This window comes from Bradyrhizobium sp., assembly GCF_016219575.1.
Taxonomy (GTDB): Bacteria; Pseudomonadota; Alphaproteobacteria; order Rhizobiales; family Xanthobacteraceae; genus Bradyrhizobium.
Genome location: NZ_JACRMG010000029.1, coordinates 16943 through 42401, shown reverse-complemented (window position 1 = coordinate 42401; position 25459 = coordinate 16943). Strand labels below are relative to the sequence as shown.

Annotated in this window: 29 protein-coding genes and 1 riboswitch; of the genes, 19 read left to right on the top strand and 10 right to left on the bottom strand. The window is 65.6% G+C overall.

The annotated features are described in order from the left end of the window. Nucleotides 1-46: 46 nt before the first annotated feature. Nucleotides 47-337: a hypothetical protein gene (locus HZB49_RS22850; protein ID WP_291615422.1), complete on the top strand. Its 291-nt coding sequence runs from the start codon at nucleotides 47-49 to the stop codon at nucleotides 335-337. Nucleotides 338-350: 13 nt separating this feature from the next. On the opposite strand, the gene HZB49_RS22845 is transcribed toward HZB49_RS22850, so the two are convergent. Further along, on the bottom strand, nucleotides 351-1214 hold the full coding sequence (locus tag HZB49_RS22845; protein ID WP_291615421.1) for a DUF2147 domain-containing protein: 864 nt from the start codon (nucleotides 1212-1214) through the stop codon (nucleotides 351-353). Between the two features lie 166 nt (nucleotides 1215-1380). On the opposite strand from HZB49_RS22845, the gene HZB49_RS22840 reads away from it, so the two are divergent. From HZB49_RS22840 to HZB49_RS22805, 8 genes are all read left to right on the top strand, one after another. Then, nucleotides 1381-2139: a DUF2147 domain-containing protein gene (locus HZB49_RS22840; RefSeq protein WP_291615419.1), complete on the top strand. Its 759-nt coding sequence runs from the start codon at nucleotides 1381-1383 to the stop codon at nucleotides 2137-2139. Between the two features lie 228 nt (nucleotides 2140-2367). Next, a complete protein-coding gene (locus HZB49_RS22835; protein WP_291615417.1) occupies nucleotides 2368-2688 on the top strand; it encodes a hypothetical protein in 321 nt (106 codons plus the stop codon). A 165-nt stretch (nucleotides 2689-2853) separates the two neighbouring features. Then, nucleotides 2854-4308, top strand: a complete 1455-nt coding sequence (locus HZB49_RS22830) for a FecR domain-containing protein (protein WP_291615416.1) — start codon at nucleotides 2854-2856, stop codon at nucleotides 4306-4308. Nucleotides 4309-4499: 191 nt separating this feature from the next. Then, a complete protein-coding gene (locus tag HZB49_RS22825) occupies nucleotides 4500-5177 on the top strand; it encodes a L,D-transpeptidase (RefSeq protein ID WP_291615414.1) in 678 nt (225 codons plus the stop codon). A gap of 330 nt (nucleotides 5178-5507) precedes the next feature. Continuing rightward, a complete protein-coding gene (locus HZB49_RS22820) occupies nucleotides 5508-7073 on the top strand; it encodes a DUF4403 family protein (RefSeq protein ID WP_291615787.1) in 1566 nt (521 codons plus the stop codon). A 194-nt stretch (nucleotides 7074-7267) separates the two neighbouring features. Beyond that, the gene (locus HZB49_RS22815) at nucleotides 7268-7927 is read left to right on the top strand and encodes an ABC transporter ATP-binding protein (RefSeq protein WP_291615413.1); all 660 of its coding nucleotides are present in this window, start codon (nucleotides 7268-7270) and stop codon (nucleotides 7925-7927) included. Further along, nucleotides 7924-10287, top strand: coding sequence for an FtsX-like permease family protein (locus HZB49_RS22810; protein ID WP_291615412.1), 2364 nt, complete (start codon nucleotides 7924-7926; stop codon nucleotides 10285-10287). The genes HZB49_RS22815 and HZB49_RS22810 overlap by 4 nt, the downstream gene beginning before the upstream one ends. A 1-nt stretch (nucleotide 10288) precedes the next feature. Next, nucleotides 10289-11482: an HlyD family efflux transporter periplasmic adaptor subunit gene (locus HZB49_RS22805; RefSeq protein WP_291615411.1), complete on the top strand. Its 1194-nt coding sequence runs from the start codon at nucleotides 10289-10291 to the stop codon at nucleotides 11480-11482. A 69-nt stretch (nucleotides 11483-11551) separates the two neighbouring features. Here the strand turns inward: HZB49_RS22805 and HZB49_RS22800 are convergent, their stop codons facing one another. The 4 genes from HZB49_RS22800 to HZB49_RS22785 all read right to left on the bottom strand — a co-directional run bounded on the left by HZB49_RS22800 (nucleotide 11552) and on the right by HZB49_RS22785 (nucleotide 14509). Next, a complete protein-coding gene (locus HZB49_RS22800; RefSeq protein WP_291615410.1) occupies nucleotides 11552-11767 on the bottom strand; it encodes a dodecin family protein in 216 nt (71 codons plus the stop codon). A 184-nt stretch (nucleotides 11768-11951) separates the two neighbouring features. Then, nucleotides 11952-12470: a PRC-barrel domain-containing protein gene (locus HZB49_RS22795; protein WP_291615409.1), complete on the bottom strand. Its 519-nt coding sequence runs from the start codon at nucleotides 12468-12470 to the stop codon at nucleotides 11952-11954. Between the two features lie 141 nt (nucleotides 12471-12611). Further along, complete coding sequence (locus HZB49_RS22790) at nucleotides 12612-12812, bottom strand: hypothetical protein (RefSeq protein WP_291615407.1); 201 nt, start codon at nucleotides 12810-12812, stop codon at nucleotides 12612-12614. Nucleotides 12813-13018: 206 nt separating this feature from the next. Beyond that, nucleotides 13019-14509 (bottom strand): hypothetical protein, encoded by a 1491-nt coding sequence (locus HZB49_RS22785; RefSeq protein ID WP_291615406.1) that lies wholly within the window; start codon nucleotides 14507-14509, stop codon nucleotides 13019-13021. 230 nt (nucleotides 14510-14739) lie between these two features. After that, a riboswitch (TPP riboswitch) is annotated at nucleotides 14740-14849 on the top strand. On the opposite strand from HZB49_RS22785, the gene HZB49_RS22780 reads away from it, so the two are divergent. The 6 genes from HZB49_RS22780 (at nucleotide 14837) to HZB49_RS22755 (ending at nucleotide 20326) form a co-directional block, all read left to right on the top strand. Then, nucleotides 14837-15850: an FAD-dependent oxidoreductase gene (locus tag HZB49_RS22780; RefSeq protein WP_291615404.1), complete on the top strand. Its 1014-nt coding sequence runs from the start codon at nucleotides 14837-14839 to the stop codon at nucleotides 15848-15850. Its footprint overlaps the riboswitch before it by 13 nt. Further along, nucleotides 15841-16038 carry a sulfur carrier protein ThiS gene (thiS, locus tag HZB49_RS22775; protein ID WP_291615402.1) on the top strand — a complete coding sequence of 66 codons (198 nt, stop codon included), beginning with the start codon at nucleotides 15841-15843 and terminating at the stop codon, nucleotides 16036-16038. Before HZB49_RS22780 ends, thiS begins: the two co-directional genes overlap by 10 nt. A gap of 196 nt (nucleotides 16039-16234) precedes the next feature. Next, nucleotides 16235-17017 carry a thiazole synthase gene (locus HZB49_RS22770; protein ID WP_291615399.1) on the top strand — a complete coding sequence of 261 codons (783 nt, stop codon included), beginning with the start codon at nucleotides 16235-16237 and terminating at the stop codon, nucleotides 17015-17017. Then, nucleotides 17004-17612 (top strand): thiamine phosphate synthase, encoded by a 609-nt coding sequence (locus HZB49_RS22765; protein ID WP_291615397.1) that lies wholly within the window; start codon nucleotides 17004-17006, stop codon nucleotides 17610-17612. Before HZB49_RS22770 ends, HZB49_RS22765 begins: the two co-directional genes overlap by 14 nt. A gap of 263 nt (nucleotides 17613-17875) precedes the next feature. Beyond that, nucleotides 17876-19774: a phosphomethylpyrimidine synthase ThiC gene (thiC, locus tag HZB49_RS22760; RefSeq protein ID WP_291615395.1), complete on the top strand. Its 1899-nt coding sequence runs from the start codon at nucleotides 17876-17878 to the stop codon at nucleotides 19772-19774. A gap of 21 nt (nucleotides 19775-19795) precedes the next feature. Continuing rightward, on the top strand, nucleotides 19796-20326 hold the full coding sequence (locus tag HZB49_RS22755) for a hypothetical protein (protein ID WP_291615393.1): 531 nt from the start codon (nucleotides 19796-19798) through the stop codon (nucleotides 20324-20326). 171 nt (nucleotides 20327-20497) lie between these two features. Here HZB49_RS22755 and HZB49_RS22750 read toward each other — a convergent pair whose 3' ends face one another. Further along, a complete protein-coding gene (locus HZB49_RS22750) occupies nucleotides 20498-20932 on the bottom strand; it encodes a hypothetical protein (RefSeq protein WP_291615391.1) in 435 nt (144 codons plus the stop codon). 204 nt (nucleotides 20933-21136) lie between these two features. Between HZB49_RS22750 and HZB49_RS22745 the strand changes: the two genes are divergently transcribed. Then, nucleotides 21137-21520, top strand: coding sequence for a RidA family protein (locus HZB49_RS22745; protein WP_291615389.1), 384 nt, complete (start codon nucleotides 21137-21139; stop codon nucleotides 21518-21520). 363 nt (nucleotides 21521-21883) lie between these two features. Here HZB49_RS22745 and HZB49_RS22740 read toward each other — a convergent pair whose 3' ends face one another. Beyond that, the gene (locus HZB49_RS22740) at nucleotides 21884-22228 is read right to left on the bottom strand and encodes a hypothetical protein (protein ID WP_291615387.1); all 345 of its coding nucleotides are present in this window, start codon (nucleotides 22226-22228) and stop codon (nucleotides 21884-21886) included. Between the two features lie 271 nt (nucleotides 22229-22499). On the opposite strand from HZB49_RS22740, the gene HZB49_RS22735 reads away from it, so the two are divergent. Next, nucleotides 22500-22754, top strand: a complete 255-nt coding sequence (locus HZB49_RS22735; RefSeq protein WP_291615385.1) for a hypothetical protein — start codon at nucleotides 22500-22502, stop codon at nucleotides 22752-22754. Nucleotides 22755-22800: 46 nt separating this feature from the next. On the opposite strand, the gene HZB49_RS22730 is transcribed toward HZB49_RS22735, so the two are convergent. After that, a complete protein-coding gene (locus HZB49_RS22730; RefSeq protein ID WP_291615384.1) occupies nucleotides 22801-23286 on the bottom strand; it encodes a hypothetical protein in 486 nt (161 codons plus the stop codon). Nucleotides 23287-23396: 110 nt separating this feature from the next. Here HZB49_RS22730 and HZB49_RS22725 point away from each other — a divergent pair, with 110 nt between their 5' ends. Beyond that, nucleotides 23397-24164, top strand: a complete 768-nt coding sequence (locus HZB49_RS22725; RefSeq protein ID WP_291615382.1) for a glucose 1-dehydrogenase — start codon at nucleotides 23397-23399, stop codon at nucleotides 24162-24164. Nucleotides 24165-24171: 7 nt separating this feature from the next. Here HZB49_RS22725 and HZB49_RS22720 read toward each other — a convergent pair whose 3' ends face one another. Together HZB49_RS22720 and HZB49_RS22715 are read right to left on the bottom strand one after the other, a co-directional pair. Next, entirely contained in the window at nucleotides 24172-24369 is a 198-nt protein-coding gene (locus tag HZB49_RS22720; protein WP_291615379.1) for a hypothetical protein, read from the bottom strand. Between the two features lie 87 nt (nucleotides 24370-24456). Then, complete coding sequence (locus tag HZB49_RS22715) at nucleotides 24457-24729, bottom strand: DUF2277 domain-containing protein (RefSeq protein ID WP_291615377.1); 273 nt, start codon at nucleotides 24727-24729, stop codon at nucleotides 24457-24459. A gap of 124 nt (nucleotides 24730-24853) precedes the next feature. Here HZB49_RS22715 and HZB49_RS22710 point away from each other — a divergent pair, with 124 nt between their 5' ends. After that, nucleotides 24854-25456, top strand: a complete 603-nt coding sequence (locus HZB49_RS22710; protein WP_291615375.1) for a hypothetical protein — start codon at nucleotides 24854-24856, stop codon at nucleotides 25454-25456. Nucleotides 25457-25459 lie beyond the last annotated feature (3 nt).

Here is a 25459-nt window from a genome sequence, read left to right as displayed (position 1 = left end):
CCGGCGGGGCTGCTACCGCCGGGCTTTTTCATTTCTGTAGGAAAGAATGAGAGCACCGCGTCCGCTGCCGGCATTGATCAGCGCGATTGCCCTTTGCGCGATCGCATCGGCCGAGTTGCGTGGACAAGGCGCGGTAACGCCGGATGTCGAAACGAAGCGGCGCAACGCACTGCTCAATGACATTGTCGCTGACTACTTGCGCACCGATCCGAACGCTCCGCCGGGCTACAACGACATCCTCATCAAGGCCGAGGCCTATATCAACCAGCGTCTCGACAAGGCGAACGAGCCGTTCCGCTACGACGCCAGGAAGCGAGCCTTCGTCGACAGACGATGACGTCAAACTTTCGTCAGGTACGCGGCTCCTGCGCGGTTTGGCGCGAGGTGATCATGCGCTCGGGCCTGGTGATGCGCGTCCAGTTGTTGCCGTTGCAATAGAAGCGGCTGAAGGCGCAGGCTTCGACCCGCAGCATGTTCGCGCCCTTCATGCGCATCGTGCCGTAATAGGTGTCGCCGGAGTCCTTGCTGTAGACGCTGCCGCGCCACTGCACGTCCGATTTCGGCTTCATGTTGATCAGGATGGCTTCGCCCTTCTCGCTGTCGCCTTCCCTGATGGCATAGCCGCACAGCGCGCGGCCGCATTCGGCGATGCGCACCATGCCCTTGCCTTCGGTCTGCCAGTCGCCGAGCGGAGAGTCGGGATCTTCCTCATGCAGAACCTTCAGCACCGGCGGGGCGGGCCTCGCACTATTTTCCGGCCTGTCGGCGGGAGGCATTGTGCAGGGCTGCGAAACGATCGCTGGCGTCGGCGCCTGCGGCACCGGGGGCAGTGGCGGGGGCGCTACTTCCTGCGTCGTTGCGGCAGCCGGCCTGTAGACGGCGAGCGGAGCCGGGGCGGGAGCGGTAGCGATAATTGGTCTCGACGGCGGCGGTGCCGACTGCTGAACGGGAGCGGGTGCAGGCGGCGGCGCGACTTGCGCCGGAGCAGCCGGTAGCGGCGGAGGCGGCGATGCAACGACGTCGCGCGTGTCGTCGTCGCGCTTCCTGCGGGATTCATAGACGCCTGGAATGGAGATGGAAGCACAGGACGAGGAGCTGCAACCGCGCGGCGCCTCGATGCGGATGCGATGGCCTCCAACCGAAAACGAGATCGTTCCCGCATCGGCGGACGAACTGACCGCCATCAGCACCATGAGACCGTAAAGCCGTTTCATCGGAGCCTCCCCGAGCAATGGCGAGACTGTGGCGGGAACTGCCCGGTTTGAATGTGATTCAAATCACCCGGCCCGGGGGAACCGCCTCGTTGTGACGAACGTCACTGAAGGGGCGTGCGACTGAGCCTAGGGTCCGGCATCTCATTCAAGCCCCCAGGAGGCTCACATGAACAAGCTCGTTTTCGCCGCCGCCACGGCGCTGCTCTTGGCGACCACCTCTGCCCAGGCTGGCGGCGGTGTCACCTTCCAGATCGACGGCCAGCGCGTTCACATCGAATCGCCGCGCGGCTGCAACTCGCTGTCCTGCATCCAGGTCTCTGCGCCGGGCTTCAAGGGCAAGCTCGGCAATATCGACCTCAAGGGTTTTGGCTCGAAGGACAAGGACGACGACGTGTCGCCGCCCGCGACCACGACCACCACGGCGCCGGCCACCACGACTGCGCCCGCTCCGGCTCCCGTGGCTGCGGCCCCGGTAGCGCCTGTTGCGGCCCAGCCCGCTCCGGCTCCGGCCCCCGTCGCCGCCGCGCCCGTCGTCACCAATGACGTCACGCCGGCCCCGGCTCCGGTTGCTGCGGCGCCAGTTGCCGCCAGCCCCGCTCCCGCCGCGCCGGCGCCCGTCGCCGCTGCGCCGGTTGTCGTCGCCAACTCGCCGCTCGGCGTGTGGGCGACCGAAGAGAACAAGGGCAATGTGCGTATCGAGCAGTGCGGCCCCAATCTGTGCGGCTATGCGGTCAAGACCAATGAGCGCATCCTGATGAACATGAAGCCGTCCGAGAACAAGTGGGTTGGCCGCATTCACGATCCGGACTCCGGCCGCAACTACGACTCGACGATTGCGATGCGCGGCCCGAACGCGCTGCGGGTCCAGGGTTGCGCCTTCGGCGGCATGTTCTGCGGCGGCCAGACCTGGAAGCGGGTCAGCTGAGCACAATCATCGGCAAAAGGCCCCGCGCAAGACCGCGGGGCCTTTACCTTGCCGGCTGCCGGCCTGGTTAAGAAACCCCTACCCGCCGAGGGATGAAACAAATCTTGCCGGCGACGAAACAATTTCGCCCCTTCCACGAAAAACTCCCGAAACCGGGGCCGCCTATCTTGCTGCGTGACGAGAGACGTCGGGCGACGCATCTCGGGGCGCATACTCAAGGGGACTTCCATGACATCCACCGGTTCGGTTTTCCGCGGCAGCAAGCTCGTGGCCGCAAGCCTTCTCGCTTTCGGCCTGATGACGACGGCTTCGTTGGCCTACACCCAGGAACAGCAGCAGCTCTGCACGGGCGATGCGATGCGGCTGTGCAGCGACGCCATCCCCGACGTCGACCGCGTCACCGCCTGCATGGTCGCCAAGCGCGCGCAGCTCTCCGACGGCTGCAAGTCGGTTTTCCGCAAGATGGAGCCCGCGCCGACGCCGGTGAACTATCCGCCCACGGGCAAGCCGCACCAGCCGCTCAACATCAACCCGCACAAGCGCGGCTGACATTTTTCGCCGACCTGTTCAAGCGCCATGTCCCGACGGACGTGGCGCTTGATCGCTTTTCGGGAGCGTGAGAACAACAGCCCATTCATCCCGCATTCAGCCGGGACCGAATGAAATCGCCTCCTCTTCTGTTTCGTCTCCGCCTGGTCTGGAATCTCCCTTGTGATGCGGCGCTGGTTATCCTTCGCGCTCCTGCTGCTGGCCGGCCTCGCATGCGCCGATGGTGCGCGCGCGGAATCCGGTGCCGTGCAGGTGGCGCAGGCGCAGCCCGCCGCGCAGGCGCCGGCCGCCCAAGCCCCCGCCGCAGCGCCCGCGCAGGCCGCGGATGCGCAGCAGGCGGAAGAGCCGATCGGCAACGTCGCCACCTTGAGCGGCAAGGCCAGCGTCACCCGCAACGACAAGCAGATCCCGCTGGCGCTCAAGGACGACATCTATCTCAACGACGTCGTGCAGACCTCGGCGAATTCGGCGCTCGGCATCACCTTCAGCGACGGCACCACCTTCAACCTCAAGGCCAGCTCGCAGATCACCATCGACGATTTCGTCTACGAGGAAGGCGGCAAGAAGAATTCCGGCCTGTTCGACGTCGCCAAGGGCACCGTCGCTTTCGTCGCCGCGCAGGTTGCCAAGACCGGCAACATGCAGATCACGACGCCGACGGCGACGCTCGGCATCCGCGGCACCTCGGGCCTGGTCGAGGTGCCGGCCGGCACGACGGCTGCCAGCCCTGCCAACAACGTCAACATCAAGCTTTATCCCGACGCCGACGGCCGCGTCGGCCGCATCGAGGTCAACGACCGCGCCGGCGCGCGGCTCGGCTTTCTCAGTCAGGGCGCCAGCGGCTTCACCATCCGGCCCGGCATCGGCGGGGCACGCTTCGCCGCGGTGCCGATCGCGATCACGCCGCAGATGATGCAGCGCGACCAGGGTTTTGTGCGCCTCGCGCACTCCACCCAGACGCTCGGCCGCCGCGTGTTCGACGAGCAGCGCGCCTTCCGCCGCGCCAATCCCACCTTCGTCAATCCGAACCGGCCGATCCGCCAGCCCGGACAACAACCCGGCCAGTTCAGGCGGAACGGTCAGCCCGGCCAGCCGCAACAGCCGGGGTTGCAGGACCGTCGGGGCCGGCAGCAGCCCGGCGCGCCCGGCCGGCAAGGCTTGCAGCAACCCGGCTCGCCACAGCAGTCCGGTCAGCCGCCGCGCGCGGGTCAGCCTAGCCGGCTCGGCCAGCCGAACCGGCAGCCGGGACAGCCCGGACAGCAGACCGGCCAGCAGCCGGGCGGGCCGCCACGTCCGGGCCTGCCGCCGCGGCCGGGCCAGACCCCCGGCACGCCCGGACAGGTCGGCTCGCCAGCCGGCGCTCCGCAACAAGGCGCACCGATCGCAGGCCAGCCCAGGCCGGGCGGGCCCGCCGGAACTCCGCCGTTAAATCAGCCGCGATTCCAGCAGCCGGGCGGGCCGCAACCCCTGCCGCAGCAGGGCGGCCAGTTCAGGCAGCCCGGCGCGCCCGCATTGCAGCAGCCGGGTCTTACCGGCCGGCCGGCCCTGCAACTGCCGCGGCGGACCCCGCCCGTGCAGGCGCCGCCCAAGGGCAAGAAGCCGCCGAACAGCCTGCGCTAAGGGGTGGCCGGATCGCCCGCGAGGCTCGCGGAAATGTGTCGTCGCCCGCCCGCACGATGAAACAATTGGTTAATCCGACGAAACCATTTTGGCGGTTTCGTGCAAACGTCCCGAAACGGTTCATCTGTATTGCTGTTCCCAACGACGCACCGGGGACTGGTGCGCAAGGGCGCAAGTAACAGGGGACGACAATGTTCAACTCAGCCAAGCTGAATGCGAAGCTCGTTGCCGCCGCTTTGGGCGCGCTGACGATCGGCGCGATTGCCTTCACCTCTTCCGCCGCGGCCGCTCCGCTGCCGCTGTTTCCCTTCTTCGCTCCGCAGCAGCAATATGCGCCGCCTCCGGCGCAGGCCGTGCCGGATGACGAAGATGCCGCCGTGCCGCACGAGTTGCCCGCGCGCCTGAAGCGCCAGGTCGTGAACTATCCGACCCGCGAAGCGCCCGGCACCATCATCATCGACACGCCGAACACCTATCTCTATCTCGTCATGGGCAACGGCCAGGCCATGCGCTACGGCATCGGCGTCGGCCGCGAAGGTTTCACCTGGTCGGGCACGCAGACCATCGTCAAGAAGGCGGAATGGCCGGACTGGACTCCGCCGCCGGAGATGATCGCCCGCCAGCCCTATCTGCCGCGCCACATGGCCGGCGGCCCCGGCAACCCGCTCGGCGCCCGCGCCATGTATCTCGGCGGCACCATCTATCGCATCCACGGCACCAACGCGCCGCACACCATCGGCACCCGCGTGTCGTCCGGCTGCCTGCGCCTGACCAACGAGGACGTGACGGATCTCTACTCCCGCGTTCACGTCGGCACCAAGGTGATCGTGCTGCCGATGGACCGCCGCGCCGATCTCAGCATTCGCTGATCGCACCGAATTCAATTGAAACAAGATGGCGCCCCCGCGGCGCCATTCTTGTTTTGTGCGGATTGTTTCTCGTCATGGCTCGTCCCGACCATCCACGTCTTTCTTGCGTGTGGTACCAAAGACGTGGATGCCCGGGCATAGGCGAGCGGAAGCGACGCCGTCCTTCAGACGGCTAGGCCCGGGCATGACGTCGAACTATTGTGAGTTCGCAAGGCGGCCACTGGTCCTGGCCTGCTCTGGCGCCCCCCTGCCCCCGCCTGTAAAATCCGGACCGATTCCGGGGGGACGATGCGCCTGAAGTTGGATCTCAAACGCCTGAAGCTGAGACACCTGGAACTGGATTTCAGTCTCAAGACGATCCTGATCGCGGTCGCGGTGGTCGTGGCTTCCTTCTTCGTCAGCCTCAAGGCCATGGACTTCCTGTCGCCGCGCGGCGGCGGCAAGGCGCCCGTGCTGGCCGCGCTGCCGCCACTGCCGCCGGCGACGCGATCTTCGCGCGTGATGGCGCCGGTTTCGATTTCGCTGATGGCGATCCGCGACGCCGCCGAGCGCTCTACCGCGCGCACCTTCGGCGGCAAGGCGGAAAATCCGGTGTCGCAGGTCCTGCAGAACGCCGACATCGGCTGGACCGCCTCGCGCGGGCCGATCGCGGTGACGGGCGTGCAGGACGCGCTGTCGCTGACCACGCCGCTGACGGGGACGCTGAACGTCACCGGCTCGCTGTCGTCGAAGGCGGGCGGCGCGGTGAACGACGCGATCGGCGGCCTGCTCGGCGCCAATGCCGCCAAGCAGATCGGCAGCATCAACATCAAGAATCTCAACGTCAGCGGCGAGATCAGGGGCAACGTGGTCGTCACCTCGCGGCCGCGGCTCGCCGCCAACTGGCGCATCGAGCCCAATCTGGCCGCGCAGGTGAACCTCGGCGACACCAGCCTGCAGGCGGCCGGCGCGCGCATCAGCGTGCCGGCGCAGGTCAAGCCCATCATCGACAAGCAGGTCGCCGACCAGCTTGCGGCGGCGCAGGCGCGGCTGAAGAACGATCCGGCTTTCGAGCAGAATGCGCGCCAGCAATGGGCAAAGGCCTGCCGCTCGATCCCGCTGCAGGGCACCGGCGGCTCGGGCCTTCCCCCGCTGTGGCTCGAACTGAAACCGACGCGGGCGATAGCGGCGCAGCCGCGCATCGATTCCTCGGCGATGATACTGACCATGGGGATCGAGGCGGAGACGCGTATCACGCCGGCAGAGACCAAGCCGGATTGCCCGTTCCCGGCGACGCTGGCCATCGGGCCGGCGACCAGAGGCGGCGTCAACATCGCCGTCCCGATCGACCTGCCTTTCACCGAGATCAACAAGATCGTCGAGGCGCAGTTTGCCGGAAAGACGTTTCCGGAGGACGGCTCGGCCCCGGTCGGCGTGACCGTGAAGAAGGCGAGCGTGGCGGCCTCCGGCGACCGGCTGCTGTTCACGCTGCTGGTCTACGCCAGGGAGAAGAAGAGCTACTTCGGCTTCGGCGCGGAGGCCTATGTACACATCTGGGGCGTGCCGGTGCTCGATCCGGCGCGGCAGACGCTGCGGCTCGATTCCATCGAGGTGGCAGTGGAGTCCGAAGCGGCCTTCGGCCTGCTCGGCGCCGCGGCGCGCACGGCGATGCCGCAGCTGCAGCGGGTGCTGGCGGAAAAGGCGATGGTGGACCTGAAGCCCTTTGCCGGCAATGCGCAGAAGAAGATCGCCGCCGCGATCGCCGATTTGCAGAGGAGCGAGGACGGCGTGCGCGTCACGGCGGAGGTCACCAGCCTGAAACTCGCCGACATCGCCTTCGATTCAAAAACGCTGCGCGTGATTGCGGAGAGCGAGGGCACGATCAACGTTTTCATCTCGGCGCTGCCGGCTCTGTGACGGGCCACGGGCCGCGGTCGACCAGCAGCGCCCGGCCGGATTGACCCATCTCAATTGCAAGCCGAAATGGGTTAGTATCAATCTCCATCCGAAGTTCACCGCGGCAGGACATCGTGGCGCCGAGTCGACCCCAGCAACAAGGCGATTCACGCCACGCGGTTTTTCAGGCGCGCCGCCTGTCCAAGACCTACATCATGGGTGAGGTCGAGGTACACGCGCTCCGTGATGTCGATCTCGACATTTACGAGGGTGAGTTTGTGGTTCTGCTCGGACCCTCCGGCTCGGGAAAATCGACGCTGCTCAACATCCTCGGGGGACTGGATGCGCCGACCGGCGGCCAGGCGCGATGGCGCGACCATGAACTCGTCGGCGCGAGCGATGCCGAGCTCACGCGCTACCGGCGGGAACATGTCGGTTTCGTGTTTCAGTTCTACAATCTCATCCCGAGTCTGACTGTGCTGGAGAACGTCGCGCTGGTGAACGAGATCGCGGAGAATCCGCTCGACCCCCGCGAAGCGCTGGCGCTGGTCGGCCTCGAGCACCGGCTCGACCATTTCCCCTCGCAGCTCTCCGGCGGCGAGCAGCAACGCGTCGCGGTGGCCCGCGCCATCGTCAAGTCGCCCGACGTGCTGTTGTGCGACGAACCGACGGGCGCGCTCGATTACGACACCGGCAAGATCGTGCTGGCCGCGATCGCGCGGGTCAACGAGCGGCTGGGCACGACGACGATCATCATCACCCACAATGCAGCGATCGCGGGCATGGCGGATCGCGTCCTCCGTCTTGGCGGCGGCCGTCTGGTCGGCGAGGAACGCAACGCGCGGCGGCTTTCCCCTGACGAGGTGCACTGGTGAGCCTGCTCGATCGCAAGCTTGCGCGGGATATACTCGCCATGCGGGGGCAGGTGATGACCATTGCGCTCGTGGTCGCCGCCGGCATCGCAGTCTTCGTCGCCTCGATATCGACCTACGATTCGCTCCGCGCCGGGCGGGATCGCTTCTACGACAGCGCCCGCTTCCCGCAGGTCTTTGTCACGCTCAAGCGTGCGCCGCTTCCCGTCGTGGCGCAGATCAGGGAAATTCCCGGCGTGGCCGCCATCGAGCCGCGCATCGTCCGTGACGTGATTCTGGACTGGCCTTCCGCCGCATTGCCGGTCTCGGCGCGGATGGTGTCGCTGACGCATGCCGGAGACGAGCCGCTGGCGCGGTTGCACATTCGCCGCGGCGCTCCGCCGGAACCGGGCGACACCGGCAGCGTCGCGATCAACGAGGCGTTTGCCGAAGCAAATGCAGTGCGGCTGGGTGCCGACGTCGCAGTGGTGCTGAACGGACATCTCCAGAGCTTTCGGGTTGCCGCCGTCGCGCTCTCGCCTGAATATGTCTATGCGGTGAAGCCGGGCCTGCCGATCCCCGATGACCGTTTCTACGCGGTGCTGTGGGTCGACCGAAGCGCGGCAGAAGCCGCCTTCGACATGAAGGGGGCGTTCAACGATGCCATCGTGTCGCTCGTCCCCGGCACCGATCCGAAGCAGGTGATCGACGCGCTCGACCGCCTGCTCGAACCCTACGGGTCGGTCGGCGCCATCGCGAGGCGGGATCACCCCTCAAATCGCTTCCTCGAGGACGAACTCAACCAGCAGAAGGTGATGTCGATCACCATTCCCGTCATCTTCTTCGGCGTCGCCGCGTTCCTGCTCAACGTGGTGCTGGGAAGGCTGGTAATCGCCCAGCGGGAGCAGATTGCCGCCTTGAAGGCGCTCGGCTTTCCGGCAACGCCGCTGATCCTGCACTATCTCAAGCTGGTTGCCGTCATCGTCCTGATCGGAGCGGCGATCGGGCTCGCCGCCGGCTACATTTTCGGCGAGGCGATGGTGGCGAGCTATCACGGCTTCTTTCGCCTGCCCGCGCTGGTATTCGAGCTCACGCCCTGGTCCGCTCTCGCCGGTTTCCTCATCAGCCTTGCGGCGGCTTCGCTCGGCGTTGTGACCTCGCTGCAGGAGATCGTTGCGCTGCCCCCCGCCGTTGCCATGCGACCGGCGGCGCCCTGGCGCTTTCGCCGCTCCTGGATCGAGACATGGCTGTCGGCAAGGATGCTGACCCCGCGCCATGTGCTGGTGATCCGCAATTTCGCGGGGCGCCCGCTGCGGAGCCTGTTCACGATCGCCGGCATTGCGCTCGCCGTGCCGATGGTGGTGCTCGGGTTGTTCTGGCGCGACTCGATCAACCAGATGGTGGCAGTCCAGTTCAACCTGGTCGAACGCGGTAACGCGATGGTCACCTTTCCCCGCCCGCTCGACCGCGCCGTCATCGGCGATCTCGCCCGCGAACCGGGCGTGCTCGTCGCCGAAGGCTTACGCATCGTGCCGGTCCGCCTGCGCGCCGGACATCGCAGCTACCTGACATCGGTGATCGGCCTGCCTTCCGGGGGCAGCCTGCGGCGACCGCACGATGTGGCATTGCATCCCATCGACGTGCCGCCCGACGGCATCACCCTGACCCGCCGGCTGGCCGAGCGGATCGGGGTCGTCCCCGGCGGGATCGTGACGGTCGAGGTGATGGAGGGCCGGCGCCGCAAGATCGACCTGCCGGCAAGCGCCCTTGTCGACGAGATGGTCGGAATGTCGTCCTACATGGAGATCGAGACCCTGAACCGCCTGACGGGCGAAGGCAGGGTGGCATCGGCCGCGTCGCTGTTCGTCGAGCCCTCGGCATTGCCGGCGCTGGCACAGCGCTTCAAGCAACTACCCATCATCGAATCGGTGGCGGTGAAGACCTACACGCTGAATTCGTTCTTCGAGAAGATCGCAGGCATCGTCTATGTCAGCGCCGGGATCCTCACGGCGTTTGCCGTGATCGTCGCGGTGGGCGTGGTGTACAACAGCGCCAGGATCGCATTGCAGGAGCGGGCCTGGGAGCTTGCCAGCCTGCGTGTGCTCGGCTTTACGCGCGCCGAGGTGGCGCAAATCCTGTTCAGCCAGTTCGCGATCGAGATTGCGCTGGCGATTCCGGTCGGGCTGGTGCTCTCGCGGTACATCGTCACCCTGATTGCGCAATTTCATTCCAGCGAGAGTTTCCAGATTCCGGGCATCGTCGAGCCGCCGACCTATGCGATGGCGGTTGCCATCGTCGTAGCCGCCGCGGCCGCAAGCGCCTACATCGTTCGCCGCCGCGTCGACCGTCTCGATCTGGTCGCAGCATTGAAGACGAGGGATTGAAATGCAGATCACGGCCGGTCGTGTCGGGTTGACGCTGGGGGCGATGGCAGCTGCCGCGGGCATCGTCTGGTTTCTGTTGCCGCGGCCGATCCCGGTCGAGACGGCAACCGTCACCAAGGGACGCTTCGTTGCCAGCGTCGACGAGGACGGCAAGACCCGCATCCGTCAGCGTTATGTCGTGACCGCGCCGCTTGCCGGGCGGCTCACGCGCGTCCGGTTGAAGGCCGGCGATCCGGTTGCCGCAGACGATATTCTTGCCGCGATCCAGCCACCGCCTGCACCACTGCTCGATCCCCGCTCCCGGCGCGAAGCCGAGGAACGGATGGGTATCGCCGAAGCAGCGCTGGAGCGCAGCAAGGCCACGGTCGAGCGGGCGCAGGCGCAGGCCGCCCAGGCCAAGACCGATCTCGACCGCACTCGCACCCTTGCCGCCAGCGGAGCATCCACCGTCCAGGCGCTGGAACGCGCCGAATTGTCGCAACGGATCGCCGACCGCGACCTGCGTGCCGCTGAATTCCAGGACCATGCGGCGAGCCACGAACTCGCCCAGGCCAGGGCGCTGCTCGGCCGCTACAAGGATGATGCGGGACCGGCAGAGCCGTGGAACGTCACCGCGCCCGTCTCGGGCGTCGTGCTCAAGGTCGCGCAGGAGAGCGAGACTGTGGTTCAGCCGGGTATGCCGTTGATGGAAATCGGCGACCCCCGCGACCTCGAAATCGTGACCGACGTCCTGAGCACCGATGCCGTCGAAATACGCGCCGGTGCCGATGTTGCGATCGACCATTGGGGCGGTCCCGGACTCCTTTCGGGGAGTGTGCGCCGGGTTGAACCTTCGGCATTCACCAAGATCTCCACGCTCGGCGTCGAAGAGCAACGGGTCAATGTGCTCATTGATCTGCTGTCTCCGCAGCAGCGATGGAGCGGACTCGGAGACGGCTACCGGGTGGATACGCGAATTACCGTGTATACGCGGGACGATGTCGAAATCATTCCGGCCGGCGCGTTGTTCCGCCGCGGCAATGGCTGGGGCGTCTATGTCGTCGAAAGCGGCCGCGCGGAATTGCGTGCCGTCGAAGTAGCCCGCCGCTCCGGCGGGTTCGCGGCAATCGGCACCGGATTGAAGCAGGGCGAGCGCGTGATCGTCTATCCAGGGGATCAGATCGGCGCGGGCGTCCGGGTCAGCGCCAGACCGTAATGCCGCCGGCCGGCCCGATGCTTCACCTCGCGCACGCAGGCGGGGTGAAGCACGGGATCGGCTCGATCGCTATGAACCCTCGAACTTGAACGAGACCTTGATCTTGGCACGGTAGGCTTCGACCTTGCCCTTGGCGTCCATCGCAAGGTCGAGCTGGACGACTTCGGCGACGCGCAGGTCGCGCAGCGACTTGCTGGCCCGGCCGACGGCGGCCGCCGCCGCCTTCTCCCAGGACTCCTTGCTGGTACCGATCAGCTCGATCACCTTGTAGACGCTGTCAGCCATATCGTCCTCCCGTTGTGATGGGGCAGGACGCAGGACGCTCCTGCCGCGTGTCCACCGTAACATCCACTTGGCGGGGCTGATAGGATGCGGCGCACCATGCGCTTGAAGGACGCACCTGCAAAAGTAGCCGGACCGCGAAGCGGCCCGGCTCCTTTCCGATCAGGCTTCAACCCGTGGGTTTGCCTCAGGTCGCGTACTTGAACTCCGGCATCGCCTTCAGCTCATCCTTGGTGGCGTTGAAGACGGCGTGGTCCGGCCACCAGGGGTTCGGCTTGGAGGCGGCGGGCGCTGTTGCCGCGCCCGTGGTCGTGGTGGACGGCTTGGCCGGCGCGTTCGAGGCACCGGTATAGGCAACCGGCTGGTCCGAGAACTTCACCTTCTCGAAGGGCACGGCGACCAGATGCTCGCCGACGCCGAGGAAGCCGCCGACGCCGATCACGACGGCCGTGATCTTGCCGTTCTTGTCGGTGAGCAGGTCGTTGATCGAACCAACGCTCTCGTTCTTGTCGTTGTAGACGGAGAGGCCGACCAGCTTCGACGCGCGCCAGGAGCCCTGGAACGAGGACTGCCTCGACGTGTCGGACATGGTCGTGGTCGGCGAATTCTTGGTGGTGTCCGACGGCGTCGACGGCGATTGCGCGAACGCGACGGACGCAAGCAGGGCCGAACCGGCGAGGCCGGCAATGGCATATTTGGCGATCATGATGGTCTCCCTCATTTCAGATATTCAATGAGGGGAGAACACGTCATCGCGACAACTGTTCCAGCCATCAGGCATGGAACAACGCGGCGACACCGGCCGCTCGGCACAGCGTCGCTCAAGCGAGATGAAGGGAAATTGCCGTCAGGCCGCGAGCGGCTCCGGTTCCACCTGCCGCTCGTCGAGGATCGCAATCGCTTCGAAGCGGTAATCGCAGGCACGGCAGGACCAGAGATAGGAGATGCGGCCTTGGCCCTGTTCCACCCAGTCAGGTGACGCGATCGGCTTGCCGCATTGCGCGCACGGATTTCCACGGGGCAAATTGCCGAGATACGCTCTCGCCATGACGCACTCCCTCAGGATCTTTTTTGAATCGAGATGTCGGATGATGTGACAGAACTACTGCCGGAACCGAACACTTCTGTGTTGGCGAAACTTGTAAACCCGCATTGAGTCATTTGCACGACAAACTGGCCTGGACGATGCGGCAATTCGTCGTTGCGTTGCGGTGGTTGTTGCGGCGCACCTGATTCGTTTTGGCACAGTGCTGATCACTTCGTCTTTGCGTTGACCGCGGGTTCCACGGTGTGAACCGCCCCCGCCTTGCGCAAGTGAATGGTAGCGATGTCATCGGAATAGACCTTCTGCCAGCCGTCGACATGGTCGAGCAGAGTTGTCGCAGCGCTCTGCGTGCGCAGCAGCGTCGCCTCGATGTCGTACTGTGCCAGCAGGCGGAACAGATTGTCGGGCTTCATCAGGCCGGACGCGGCGTTGTGGTCGACGAAGAATTTCTCGCCATAGAGCTCGGTGCGGCCGTCGATGAACGGCGCCACACCATTGGCGATCAGATAGCCGCCGAAATCGTAGTCGTTGAGCACGCGCGACAGATTGAGCTTCTTCAGTTCCGTCACGGCGGCAACCGGCGAGGCACGCATGTGCGGCTCGAAGCGGTGCACGGACGCCCAGACGACGGTTCCCGCCACCAGCACAGCAGCGAGGCCGGCAAGCAGCGCGCCGCGCAATGGCGAGGCAGTTGCGGCGGGCGCATCCGTGCCGCCGGCCTGCGGCGCTAGCGGCGCGGCGAGCAGCATCGGGGCCAGCAGCGCCAGGATTTCCGCGGCGCGGCCCTGCGCCAGCGACATGTGCACGAGGCCGAGCAGCAGCACGATCCGCATCACCGGCAGCTTGATGCCGTGATGGAGCGCAAGCCCCATGCCGAGCAGCAGACAGACTTCGAACGCGCCGATGAAGCTGAAATCCATCGGCCGCCATTCCATGATCAGCGGCAGCGCGCTTCCGAGCGAAAGGATTTTTTGCGAGGCGAGCAACGCGTTCCAGCCATAGGGCGTGATGCAGCCTGCGGCGAGCGCGGCGAGGCCGAAGGCGAACCAGCGCAGCAACAGTCCCTTGCGCGCACTCGCTTGCGCGCTCCACACCGCATCGAGCGCAAGCCCGCCGGTCAGCACCAGGCCGAACACGAAGCCGCCATGCAGATTGGCCCACAGCGTCATCAGCGGCAGCAGCCAGAACGACGGCGCCTCGCGGCGGTCGGCGGCGGCGATCAATCCCGCCGCCCACGCCACCAGCACCGGCAGCGCCAGCACATGCGGCCGCGCCAAAAGATGCGGCACGGTGAGCGCGAGCGCGGCGGCAATGCAGACCAGCGTCGCGCTCTCGGACAGGCGGCGGCTGACGAAGCGCGCCACGAGCGCAAAGGTCGTGGCGATCGCGGCTGCCGCCAGCACCACCGGCCCGGTCCAGCCGGCGATCGCAAATGCCTTGGCGTACAGCACCTGCGCCAGCCATTGCGTGGAGATCCACGGTTGGCCGCGCATGGTGAAGGAATAGACGTCCACCGTCGGCACCGCGCCGTGATCGATGATCCATTGCCCTACGGCGATCTGCCACAGCGTGTCGGGATCGATCAGCAGGCGGTCGCCCGCGAGCACGAACAGCGCGTAGACCGCAGCGCCCACCCAGACAGGCAAAAGCCCGCGCAGCGAAGGCGCGGCCTGGCCGGCGTGGACGGTGGTGATGCTCATCGGGCTTTTCCGGATTTTCCGGCCCGGATCGAACCATGCCGGCGCATAATGCTTGGTAAAGCCCGCCATGGGCCTGGCCGTGCATAGCCGCAATCAAGGTGGGTAAAGCGTTAACGCGGAGCCTTTGCCGCACCCGGCCAGCCGCGCCGGTTCCGCAAGCCAGCCCCTCGTTCCAGCGGTGCAAACGGCGCAAAGCCGCGTTGACACGGCCCCCCGCGCGCCTACATTAGGGTCGTTCCGAGGGGTGCTCCGATGGTGGAGCTGAGATACCGCAATCCGCGGTGACCCTTTGAACCTGATCCGGGTCATGCCGGCGAAGGGACAGGGATGCAGCAGACGACCAAGCCGCGGGGAAATTCCCCCGTCACCATCATAGGTGCAGGCATTGCCGGCGCCTGGCAGGCGCTTTTGTTCGCGCAGGCCGGCCATGCCGTGACCCTGCACGAGCGCAGTGACGCCGCAATGACGGAAGCCACCAGCCACTGGGCCGGCGGCATGCTGGCGCCGTGGTGCGAGGCGGAGACGTCGGAGCCGGTCATCGGCCGGCTCGGCCTGCACTCGCTGAAAGTCTGGCGCGAGCATTTTCCCGACACCGAGTTCAACGGCTCGCTGGTGGTGGCGCATGCGCGCGATCGCAGCGATTTCGAGCGCTTCGCGCGGCTGACGTCGGAATACCGGCGGCTGGATGCGGCGGGCGTCGGCGAGCTCGAGCCGTCGCTGGAAGGCCGATTCCGCGAGGGCCTGTTCTATCCCGACGAGGGCCATGTCGAGCCGCGCCGCGTGCTGCCGGAGCTGCATGCGCGCATCGTCAAGGCCGGCGGCACCGTCAAGTTCGACAGCGACGTCGACATCGAGTCGCTCGAAGGTATCGTGATCGATTGCCGCGGGCTGGCCGCGCGCGACGCCGAGCCGGAGCTGCGCGGCGTCAAGGGCGAGATGATCGTGATCGAGACCGACGAGGTCGAGCTGAAGCGCCCGGTGCGGCTGATCCATCCGCGCTGGCCGCTCTATGTGATCCCGCGCGGCGACAACCGTTTCATGCTGGGCGCGACCTCGATCGAGGCCGAGGACTGGGGCGTCAGCGTGCGCTCGGCGCTGGAGCTGTTGGGGGCGGCCTACGCCGTGCATCCGGCCTTTGCCGAGGCGCGCATCCTCGAATTCGGCTCGGGGCTGCGCCCGGCCTATCCCGACAACCTGCCGCGCATCACCGTTCACAAGAAGCGCATTTCCGTGAACGGGCTCTATCGCCACGGCTTCCTGCTGGCGCCGGCGCTGGCGGAGCTGACGCTCGCCTATGTCGAGCGCGGCGCGCTGGACAACGAGGTGATGCGATGCAGGTGATCGTCAATGGCGAGCAGCGGGAAGTGGCGGCCTCGCGCGTCGATGCGCTGCTCAGCGAGCTCGAATACGAGGGCACGCATTTCGCCATCGCGCTCAATTTCGACGTGGTGCCGAAGAGCCGCTGGGCCGAGACCATGCTGAAAGCCGGCGACGAGATCGAGATCATCACGCCGCGGCAGGGAGGGTGATGATGGGCATGAACGGCGCCACAAACTCCCCTCACCTCGCCCCGCTTGCGGGGAGAGGTCGATCGCGAAGCGATCGGGTGAGGGGGACTCTCCGCGAGTCCAACTCTCACGGTCATCGCGGCAGCAGCCCCTCACCCCAACCCTCTCCCCGCGAAGGGCGGGGCGAGGGAGCAGACCGAACTCGGGGAGACGCATAGTGGTCAACTTCTACGGCAAAACCTTCTCCTCCCGCCTCCTGATCGGCTCGGCGCTGTATCCTTCGCCCGCGATCATGCAGGCGGCGATCCGCAGCTCAGGCGCCAACATCGTCACGGTGTCGCTGCGGCGGGAAGCCGCCGGCGGCAAGACCGGCGATGCGTTCTGGTCGCTGATCCGCGAGCTTGATGTGACGGTACTGCCCAACACCGCCGGCTGCCGCAGCGTGCGCGAGGCCGTGACCACGGCAAAGCTGGCGCGCGAATTGTTCGGCACTTCCTGGATCAAGCTCGAGGTGATCGCCGACAACGACACGCTGCAGCCGGATGTCGTCGGCCTCGTCGAAGCGGCCGGCATCCTGGTCAAGGACGGCTTTGAAGTATTCCCCTATTGCACGGAAGACCTTTCCATCGCCACGCGGCTGGTCGATGCCGGCTGCAAGGTCGTGATGCCTTGGGCGGCTCCGATCGGCAGCGCAAAGGGCATCATCAACCGCGATGCGCTGAAGCTGCTGCGCGACCGCTTGCCTGATATCACGCTGGTGGTCGATGCCGGCTTAGGGGCGCCCTCGCACGCGGCCGAAGCGCTGGAGCTCGGCTACGACGCCGTGCTGCTCAACACCGCGATTGCGAAAGCCGCCGATCCCGTCGCGATGGCGAAGGCCTTTCGATCAGGCGTCGACGCCGGCCGCACCGCGTTCGAAGCGGGCCTGATGGAAGCCCGCGACTTCGCCTCGCCCTCAACCCCTGTAATCGGGACTCCGTTCTGGCATGCCGTATCCTGATCGATTCTATCCTGTCGTCGACAGCGTCGCCTGGGTCGCGCACCTGACGAAACTCGGCGTCGGCACGATTCAATTGCGCGCGAAAAATCTCGACGACGCGCAGGCGCTCGCGATCGTCAGGGAAGCACTCGCCGTCATCAGGGGCACACGCACGCGGCTCGTGGTCAACGACTACTGGCGCGCGGCGATCGAAGCCCGGGCACACGATCTGCATCTCGGCCAGGAGGATCTGGCGGACGCCGACCTCAAGGCGATCCGCGCCGCCGGCCTCACCCTCGGCATCTCCACCCATGACGACGAGGAACTCGCCACCGCGCTCGCCGCCGGGCCCGACTACGTCGCGCTCGGCCCGATTTTCCCGACCACGCTGAAATCGATGCGCTTCGCCCCGCAGGGTATTGCAAAAATCACGGAATGGAAGAAGCGCATCGGCAATATTCCGCTGGTCGCCATCGGCGGCATCAAGTTCGAGCACGCGGCCGAAATCTTCGCCGCCGGTGCCGATTCCATCGCTGTCGTTTCCGACGTCACCCAGAACGCCGACCCCGACGCGCGGGTGCGGCAATGGCTCGGCCAGAAATCGGAGGCTGCGTGATGCAACCCTCAATTCCTCATCCTGAGGAGCGCGCGCACCCGAGCAGGCCGAGCGTTAGCGAGGCCGTCGCGAACGGTGCAAACAATGCGCGCGTCTCGAAGGATGAAGGCCCCGCTGGTGGCCTCGCCCTTCGAGACGCGCGCCAATGGCGCGCTCCTCAGGGTGAGGGGCCCGACAACCCGTAACGACGAAAACAACGACACCATGCTCTAGCGTCCGGCCCAACCCGTCCGGAATGACAACGAAATAAAACGGAGGATCAAATGAACATCCGCTCCAATCCGAAAGCCACCCTGCCCGCCGTCACCACCGGTCCCCTTCCCTCCTCGCGCAAGATCTTCGCGAACCCCGATGCCGCGCCCGACCTGCGCGTGCCCTTGCGCGAGATCATCCTCAGCGAAGGCGCGGGCGAGCCGAACCTGCCGGTCTACGACACCTCCGGCCCGTACACCGATCCCTCCGTCACCATCGACGTCAATGCCGGCCTGGCGCGCAATCGCCTCGCCTGGGTCAGGGAGCGCGGCGGTGTCGAGGAGTATGAGGGCCGCACGATTCTGCCCGTCGACAACGGCAACGTCTCCGCCGACAAGGCGGCAAAGTCTTTCTCCGCGCATCACAAGCCCCTGCGCGGGCTCGACGGCCACAAGATCACCCAGCTCGAATTTGCGCGGGCCGGAATCATCACCAAGGAGATGATCTACGTCGCCGAGCGCGAAAATCTCGGCCGCAAGCAGCAGCTCGAGCGCGCGGAAGCAGCCCTTGCCGACGGCGAGAGCTTTGGCGCCGCAGTGCCCGCCTTCATCACCCCGGAGTTCGTCCGCAGCGAGATCGCCCGCGGCCGCGCCATCATTCCCTGCAACATCAACCATGCCGAGCTCGAGCCGATGATCATCGGCCGCAACTTCCTGACCAAGATCAACGCCAATATCGGCAACTCCGCCGTGACCTCGTCGGTCGAGGAGGAAGTCGACAAGATGGTGTGGGCGATCCGCTGGGGCGCCGACACCGTGATGGACCTCTCGACCGGCCGCAACATCCACACCACCCGCGAGTGGATCCTGCGCAACTCGCCGGTGCCGATCGGCACCGTGCCGATCTACCAGGCGCTGGAGAAGGTCAACGGCGATCCCGTCAAGCTCGACTGGGAGGTCTACAAGGACACGCTGATCGAGCAGTGCGAGCAGGGCGTCGACTATTTCACCATCCATGCCGGCGTGCGCCTTCCCTACATCCACCTCACCGCCAACCGCGTCACCGGCATCGTCTCGCGCGGCGGCTCGATCATGGCGAAGTGGTGTCTCGCGCATCACAAGGAAAGCTTCCTCTACACCCGTTTTGAGGAGATCTGCGACCTCATGCGCAAGTATGACGTCTCGTTCTCGCTCGGCGACGGCCTGCGGCCCGGCTCGATTGCGGATGCCAACGACCGCGCGCAATTCGCGGAGCTGGAGACACTCGGCGAGTTGACGAAGATCGCGTGGGACAAGGGTTGCCAGGTCATGATCGAGGGCCCCGGCCATGTGCCGATGCACAAGATCAAGATCAACATGGACAAGCAGCTCAAGGAATGCGGCGAGGCGCCGTTCTACACGCTGGGGCCGCTGACCACCGACATCGCGCCGGGCTACGACCACATCACCTCGGGGATCGGCGCCGCCATGATCGGCTGGTTCGGCTGCGCCATGCTCTGCTACGTCACGCCAAAGGAGCATCTGGGTCTCCCCGACCGCAACGACGTCAAGGTGGGCGTCATCACCTACAAGATCGCGGCCCACGCCAGCGATCTCGCCAAGGGCCACCCCGCCGCGCAGCTGCGCGACGACGCGCTGTCCCGCGCCCGCTTCGACTTCCGCTGGACCGACCAGTTCAACCTCGGCCTCGATCCCGAGACCGCGAAGAACTTCCACGACGAGACCCTGCCGAAGGAAGCCCACAAGGTCGCCCATTTCTGCTCGATGTGCGGCCCGAAATTCTGCTCGATGAAGATCACGCAGGACGTGCGGGATTACGCGGCGACACTGAACGATCCGGCGGCGGTGGGGATGTCGATGCAGGGCACGATCGAGGACGGAATGAAGCAGATGAGCGCGAAGTTCAAGGAGATGGGGAGCAGCGTGTATCTGGACGCGGACAAGGTGAAAGAGAGTAACAGGGCGTTGTGATCCAATAGATCGAAATCTTCGTTGTCGTCTTCTCGCCACTTTGGCAAGCACGACGTTGCCGAGGTGTTGGCCTATGTTGGATTAACGTTGCTGGCTTTTGAACTGGTTCAGAGAATGATCGTTTGGCCGATCAAAGTATTCTACCAGGACACGACGTTTGGCGAAGGACTTCCGTTCAAGTCCTATCAAGACGACGTGCTTTCTCGACACAAAAACGAATTTGAGGCTTGCCTGCTGTATCTTCAGGATTTCATGCAAGCTCTTGATGCTGAAGACGTAGCTACAATCCAAGAACTGAAAAAGCATAGGAACGAATTGGCTCATGACCTCGTAAGTCGGTTAGAAAATCTTCGCCTTGAAGACAGCGAGCCCTTGTTTGCCCGAGTTGATCATACGTTACGGAAGCTTAGTCGTTACCGCGCGTATATAGAGATCGGCTCAGACCCGGAATTCCAAGGAATCGACTGGGACAACGCTGTAGGAGGAGAATACCTCCTGTTCGAAGAAATAATGGACAAGCTAAAGCTATTAAACATACCCAAGGCACCCTAAGTAGGGCGGATTAGCGCAGCGTAATCCGCCGTCCCCTCAACTCCGGCGGCGGCGGCTTATGCCTGCTAAACGTACGCCCAACTAGAGTGGGGGTCGGCAGCGAAGAAGGTCTTGTCGTTACTGATCGATTTTCTGATGAACATCCTAACCCACCCTACGCACGTAATCTCCTCACCTCATCGTAATCGCCAGCCCGCTCAGATCCGCGTTCGCCATCAGCCCGACCTGGTGCCCGGTCAATTCCAGCACCGCGCCCTTCTGGTTGGTCAGCACGATGGCGCGGGCGCCGCGGCCGACGGCGAGGCCGGCACCGGCGGCGCCGTAGACGCCGGCGACGTCGGAGGCGCGGTTGATGTTGCTGACGCGGCCGCGCAGCACGGTCTTGGAGCCGCCGAACACCAGGCCGTAGTCGAGGCCGCCGGTGGAGAGGCCATAGCTGCGGCCGCGGAATTGCAGCACGCCGGAGCCGCCGCTGCCGCCGATGATCCAGCCGGCCTTGTAGATGGTCAGCGTGACGAAACCCTCGTCGGCGCGGGCGGAGGAGACGCCGGCGAAGGCGACAACGAGCGCGAGCAACGCGGCACTGAAGGCGGACTTGATCTTCATGGGATGGTCTCCGGATGGCTTTTCGGTGCGGCGCGAGCAGCGGAGCGAATCACGGCGCGAATCTACCGCAGGGGCGAGGAAGCGAGAAATGCGCGGCCGTCGCGGCGGTTTGAAGGCAGCCGAGGCCCAAATCCGGTTTCACGGCCCGCCGGCATCTTGCTAGGCTTTCCGCGAAACCGGCGTTCGTTCAGCATGAGGTGAACCATGGCCATCCAACATTTCCCCGCTCCTCCGGGCATCAAGGCGCCGCCGCTGTCGTTTGCCGCGCGCAGCGGCGATCTGCTGTTCATTTCCGGCATTCCCGGCTTCGACGCGCAAGGCGCACTGCCGGAGAAATTCGAGGCGCAGTTCGCCAATGTCGTGACCAACATCCAGCGCATCCTCGGCGAGGCCGGCGCCACGATGCGCGACCTCGTCAAGGTCAACGTGCTGCTGACCCGCGCCTCCGATGTCGCGCCGATGAACGCGCTCTATGCGTCGGCCTTTGGCCCCGCGCCGTATCCGGCCCGCACGACCTGCGTCGTGGTGGCGCTGCCGAACCCGGCGATGCTGATCGAGATCGAGGCGGTGGCGGCGGTGAAGGGGTAGGATGGGTTGAGCGCAGGCGAAACCCATCATGGCCTGCAACAAGAGCGATGGGTTTCGCTTGCGCTCAACCCATCCTACGGACTGCCCGCCGCGGGCTCGTCATGGCCGGGCTTGTCCCGGGCATCCACGTTCTTTGTGCCGCGGGAATGCCGTTGGCTGTATCAATGCCGCATCAGCAAACTCCGCTGTCGTCCCGTACAAGCGAGCGCGATACGGGACCCATAACCACAAGACGTGGTTTTGCGAAGGCTGTAGCCCCAGCGTGTCCTACCAGCGAAGTCCTGTGGTTATGGGCCCCGGCCTGCGCCGGGGCGACATCTGTTCTGTGGGCCCCACATCGCCCTGCAGTTGCAAGGACTGCGCCTACGATATCTCGATCTTCTTCCGCATCGTCGCGCCGATCACCTCGATGCCTCTAACGCCGATCAGATGGGTGAACTCGATCACCGCGCTGTAGGGGCCGGCCTGCGGCAGGCCGATGCCGTTCTGGCAGCCGACCACCTCGATGCCGGTGAAGTCCGGCCGCGTGGCGTAGGGCAGCGGATGCAGGCCGACATCCATGGTGACCCAGGGTTTGGTGCCCTTCACGATCAGGAAATAGGTGCGCAGGATGGTGCCGGGAATGACCTGGATGTCGTCGAAGTCGATCAGGCGGCAGGCGGAAGGTTGCGGCAGGGCGTTGAAGGCTGCGACACGCTTTTCGTCCACGACAATCCCCCGCCCCAATTTGCAACCAGGAGCGGCAGCGTAAGGCAATCCCCGCACGGCGGCAATTGCGCCCAGCCGCCTGCCCTTCCGCGCGACGAAATCACCCGCCATGAGCGGCAAGGATCGAGTTTGCGCTGCGTCAATTTGAACCGATCACCGTTTCGCCATACTCATACAGTGCCCGGATCGTCCGATCGGATGGGCGCCCGCCCTCGCCGCATTCCCCATGCGAAGGAGGGCCGGTCAATCTTTCCCAAAAGGAGCATTGAGCATGCGTCGTGTTTTCGCCCTTTGTGCAGCTTCCAGCCTTGCGCTTTCCGCGGTCGCCATGACCGGCCCGGCGCAGGCGGCGCCCTTCCACATCATCAAGTGGAGCGGCAGCAATTTCTGCCAGATCTGGGACAACGGCGTCCCGACCAAGCCGGTGCCGTCGAACTACAAGGCGGTGAGCAAGCCCGTGCCGACCTTCGATGCCGCGCTCGCGGTCAAGGCCGGCCTGATGAAGAAGGGCGTCTGCAAGCTCTGACGCGCAGCGTTGAAATTCTGACGAGAAGGGCGGATCGGCGGCGACGTCATCCGCCCTTTTTGCTGCCGGGATGCATCAGCGCGTCGCGCGCGGCGGACAGCGCCAGGAACGCATGCGCATCGCCGCCGGCATCGGGATGCATGCGCTTGGCGCTGCGGCGGAACGCCTGGTGGATTTCGGTGGCGGCCAGCTGGCGGTCGAGCGGCAGGCCCAGCATCTGGCGAAAGCGCTCGTCCTCGGTCGGCACCCTCTCCGTGCCGCGCCGGCCGAATTTCGGCGTCACCAGTTCGTGCAGGACGTCGCGGACGACGCCGAGCCGGCGCCGCGCCACCACGCGGGTCATGTGGTCCTGCGGATTGGCGGCGGCGTTACGGATGGAGGGCTGCGCCTGGGTTGCGGCATGGCGCAGGTCGGCCTCCCCGGCAGTCGCAGCGATACTGGCCATGACATGCGCGACCTCGGTCCAGTCAGGCCCTTCGGCCTGCCAGAACCGGTCCACCGCATGCTTCCATTCGCCGACATGCCGATCCATGGCCCATCCAAAACGGAATGGCGGATGCGCGCAAGCGACGAAGCGTGTTTTGGTTTCCAACAAATTGAACTAGCTTGTCGGCAATAACCATAACCCGTGAGGAAACGTTCATGCCGCTGCTCGCCAATCACATCGCCGTCGTCACCGGAGCGGGCTCCGGCATCGGGCGCGCCATCGCGCTGGGCTATGCGCGGGAGGGCGCGCGCGTGGTGGTGCTCGACGTCAACAAGGATACGGCGGCGGAGACGGCGCAGCAGATCCTCAACGCCGGCGGCAAGGCCGAGAGCTTCGCGCTCGACGTCACGAAGCGGGACGACTGCATCGCGATGGCGAAGCAGGTCGCCGACAAGGTCGGCAAGGTCACCATCCTCGTCAACAATGCCGGTATCGTCGGCCGCAACGGCATGACCGGCGCTGATGACGCCGTGATCCGCGACTGGGAGAACATCATCTCAATCAACCTCACCGGCGTGTTCAACGTCACGCATGCGTTCCTCGGTTCGCTGCGCGCCAACAAGGGCCGCATCGTCAATATCGGCTCGATCCAGTCCTTCCTGCATCTGCGGACGCCAAGCTCGCCGGCCTATACCGCCTCCAAGCACGGCGTGCTCGGCTTCACCAAGGCGCTCGCCGCCGAGCTCGGCAAGGACGGCGTGCGCGTCAATGCGATCGGCCCGGGCTTCATCGAGACCGCTATCAACGAAAAGGTGCGCGCCAGCAATCCGGAGCTGGTCAACACCTTCCTCGCCCACACGCCGCTCGGCCGCACCGGCAAGCCGGAGGATATCGTCGGACCCGCGATCTTCCTCGCCTCCGATCTCGCCGGCTTCGTCACCGGGTCGATCGTGATGGCGGACGGCGGCTATCTGACGGTGTGAGAGGCGATCACGCTTTCGGCAGCAGGCCGGCGCGGCGGAAATACCAGCGCATGGCGCGGAACCAGAGCCAGCCCGCCAGCCCGCCGCAGGCCGCCATGATGCCGACATTGACCGGATCGAACGCGCCGCTCCACCACACCATCCAGACAGTCCAGAGAATGGCGAACGCGATCGAACTGATTTTCAGGGGAGTCTCGGGATGCATGGCACAGCTCCAATGGCCGGATTGTTGCCGCCATTGTGCCGGGGCGCCGGGTTCCCCACCGTGAGGCGGGTCACGCAGCCTGCACGGTCAGCCACGCCCAAATCGCAGCCGCGAGCGTTCCCGCGCCTTTTCCGCCTCGACCTCGCGGTCGCGTGCCGGCGCGTTGGTTTGCAGCGCCGCCAGCAAGCGCCGGGCACTGTCGGAGACTTCGGAGACAGCGCGATTGAATGCTTCGGCATTGGCCTGGGACGGCGAATTGAAACCGGAAAGCTTCCGCACGAACTGCAGCGCGGAGGCATGGATTTCAGCATGGGTCGCCGGCGGCTCGAAGTTGAACAGCGTCTTGATGTTGCGGCACATGAACCCTCTCCCCTGCCTCGTTCGTACCAGAAGACGAACGGCGGCGGCAAAATCCGACAACCGGCAGCTATGTTGGCATGAATTGGCGGCTTCATACCATTGGGCCCGCAATACGAGGCATGAGATGAAGGTATGGATGCGCTGCCTTGCCCTCGCGCTCGCGATCACATGGCTCGCCGGCTCACGCCACGCGCTGGCTTGCGCCTGTTGCACCAATGAGGGCCAGCGCAACGTCGGTACCGTGGCGCTGGATTCCGGCAAGCAGCAACAGATCGAAAGCCTGCGCTTCGCCAGGCGGGCAAAACTGTTCACCGGCGAAGCCGACGTCGAATCCGTCCAGGGCATCGCAACGCCGTCGGGCCATTACGACATGACCGCGGCATGGCGCGACAACCGGCTGGTGCTTTCCTTCCGCGACAATGGCGGCCGCACCGGCACGCTTGCGCTTGCCCGCCCGGCTTCCATTGCAATGTTCGAGGTCGATCCGCGCAACGGCCGCGATGCCGGCCAGGGACCGGCGCTCTACAAGGAATGGAAGCTGTCGGCGCCGGCTTCGGCCACCGGCGTCTTCGCACCCGCCGCCGGGGCGCGCCATATCCTGACCTTGATCGTCCACGGCCATGGCAACAGCTGCACCGACGCAAACGACTTCTCGCACTGGACGCTGGTGATGCAGGGACCGAAGGCGAACTACACGCTGTTCGGCGAACTCGTGACGGCCCGATGATGA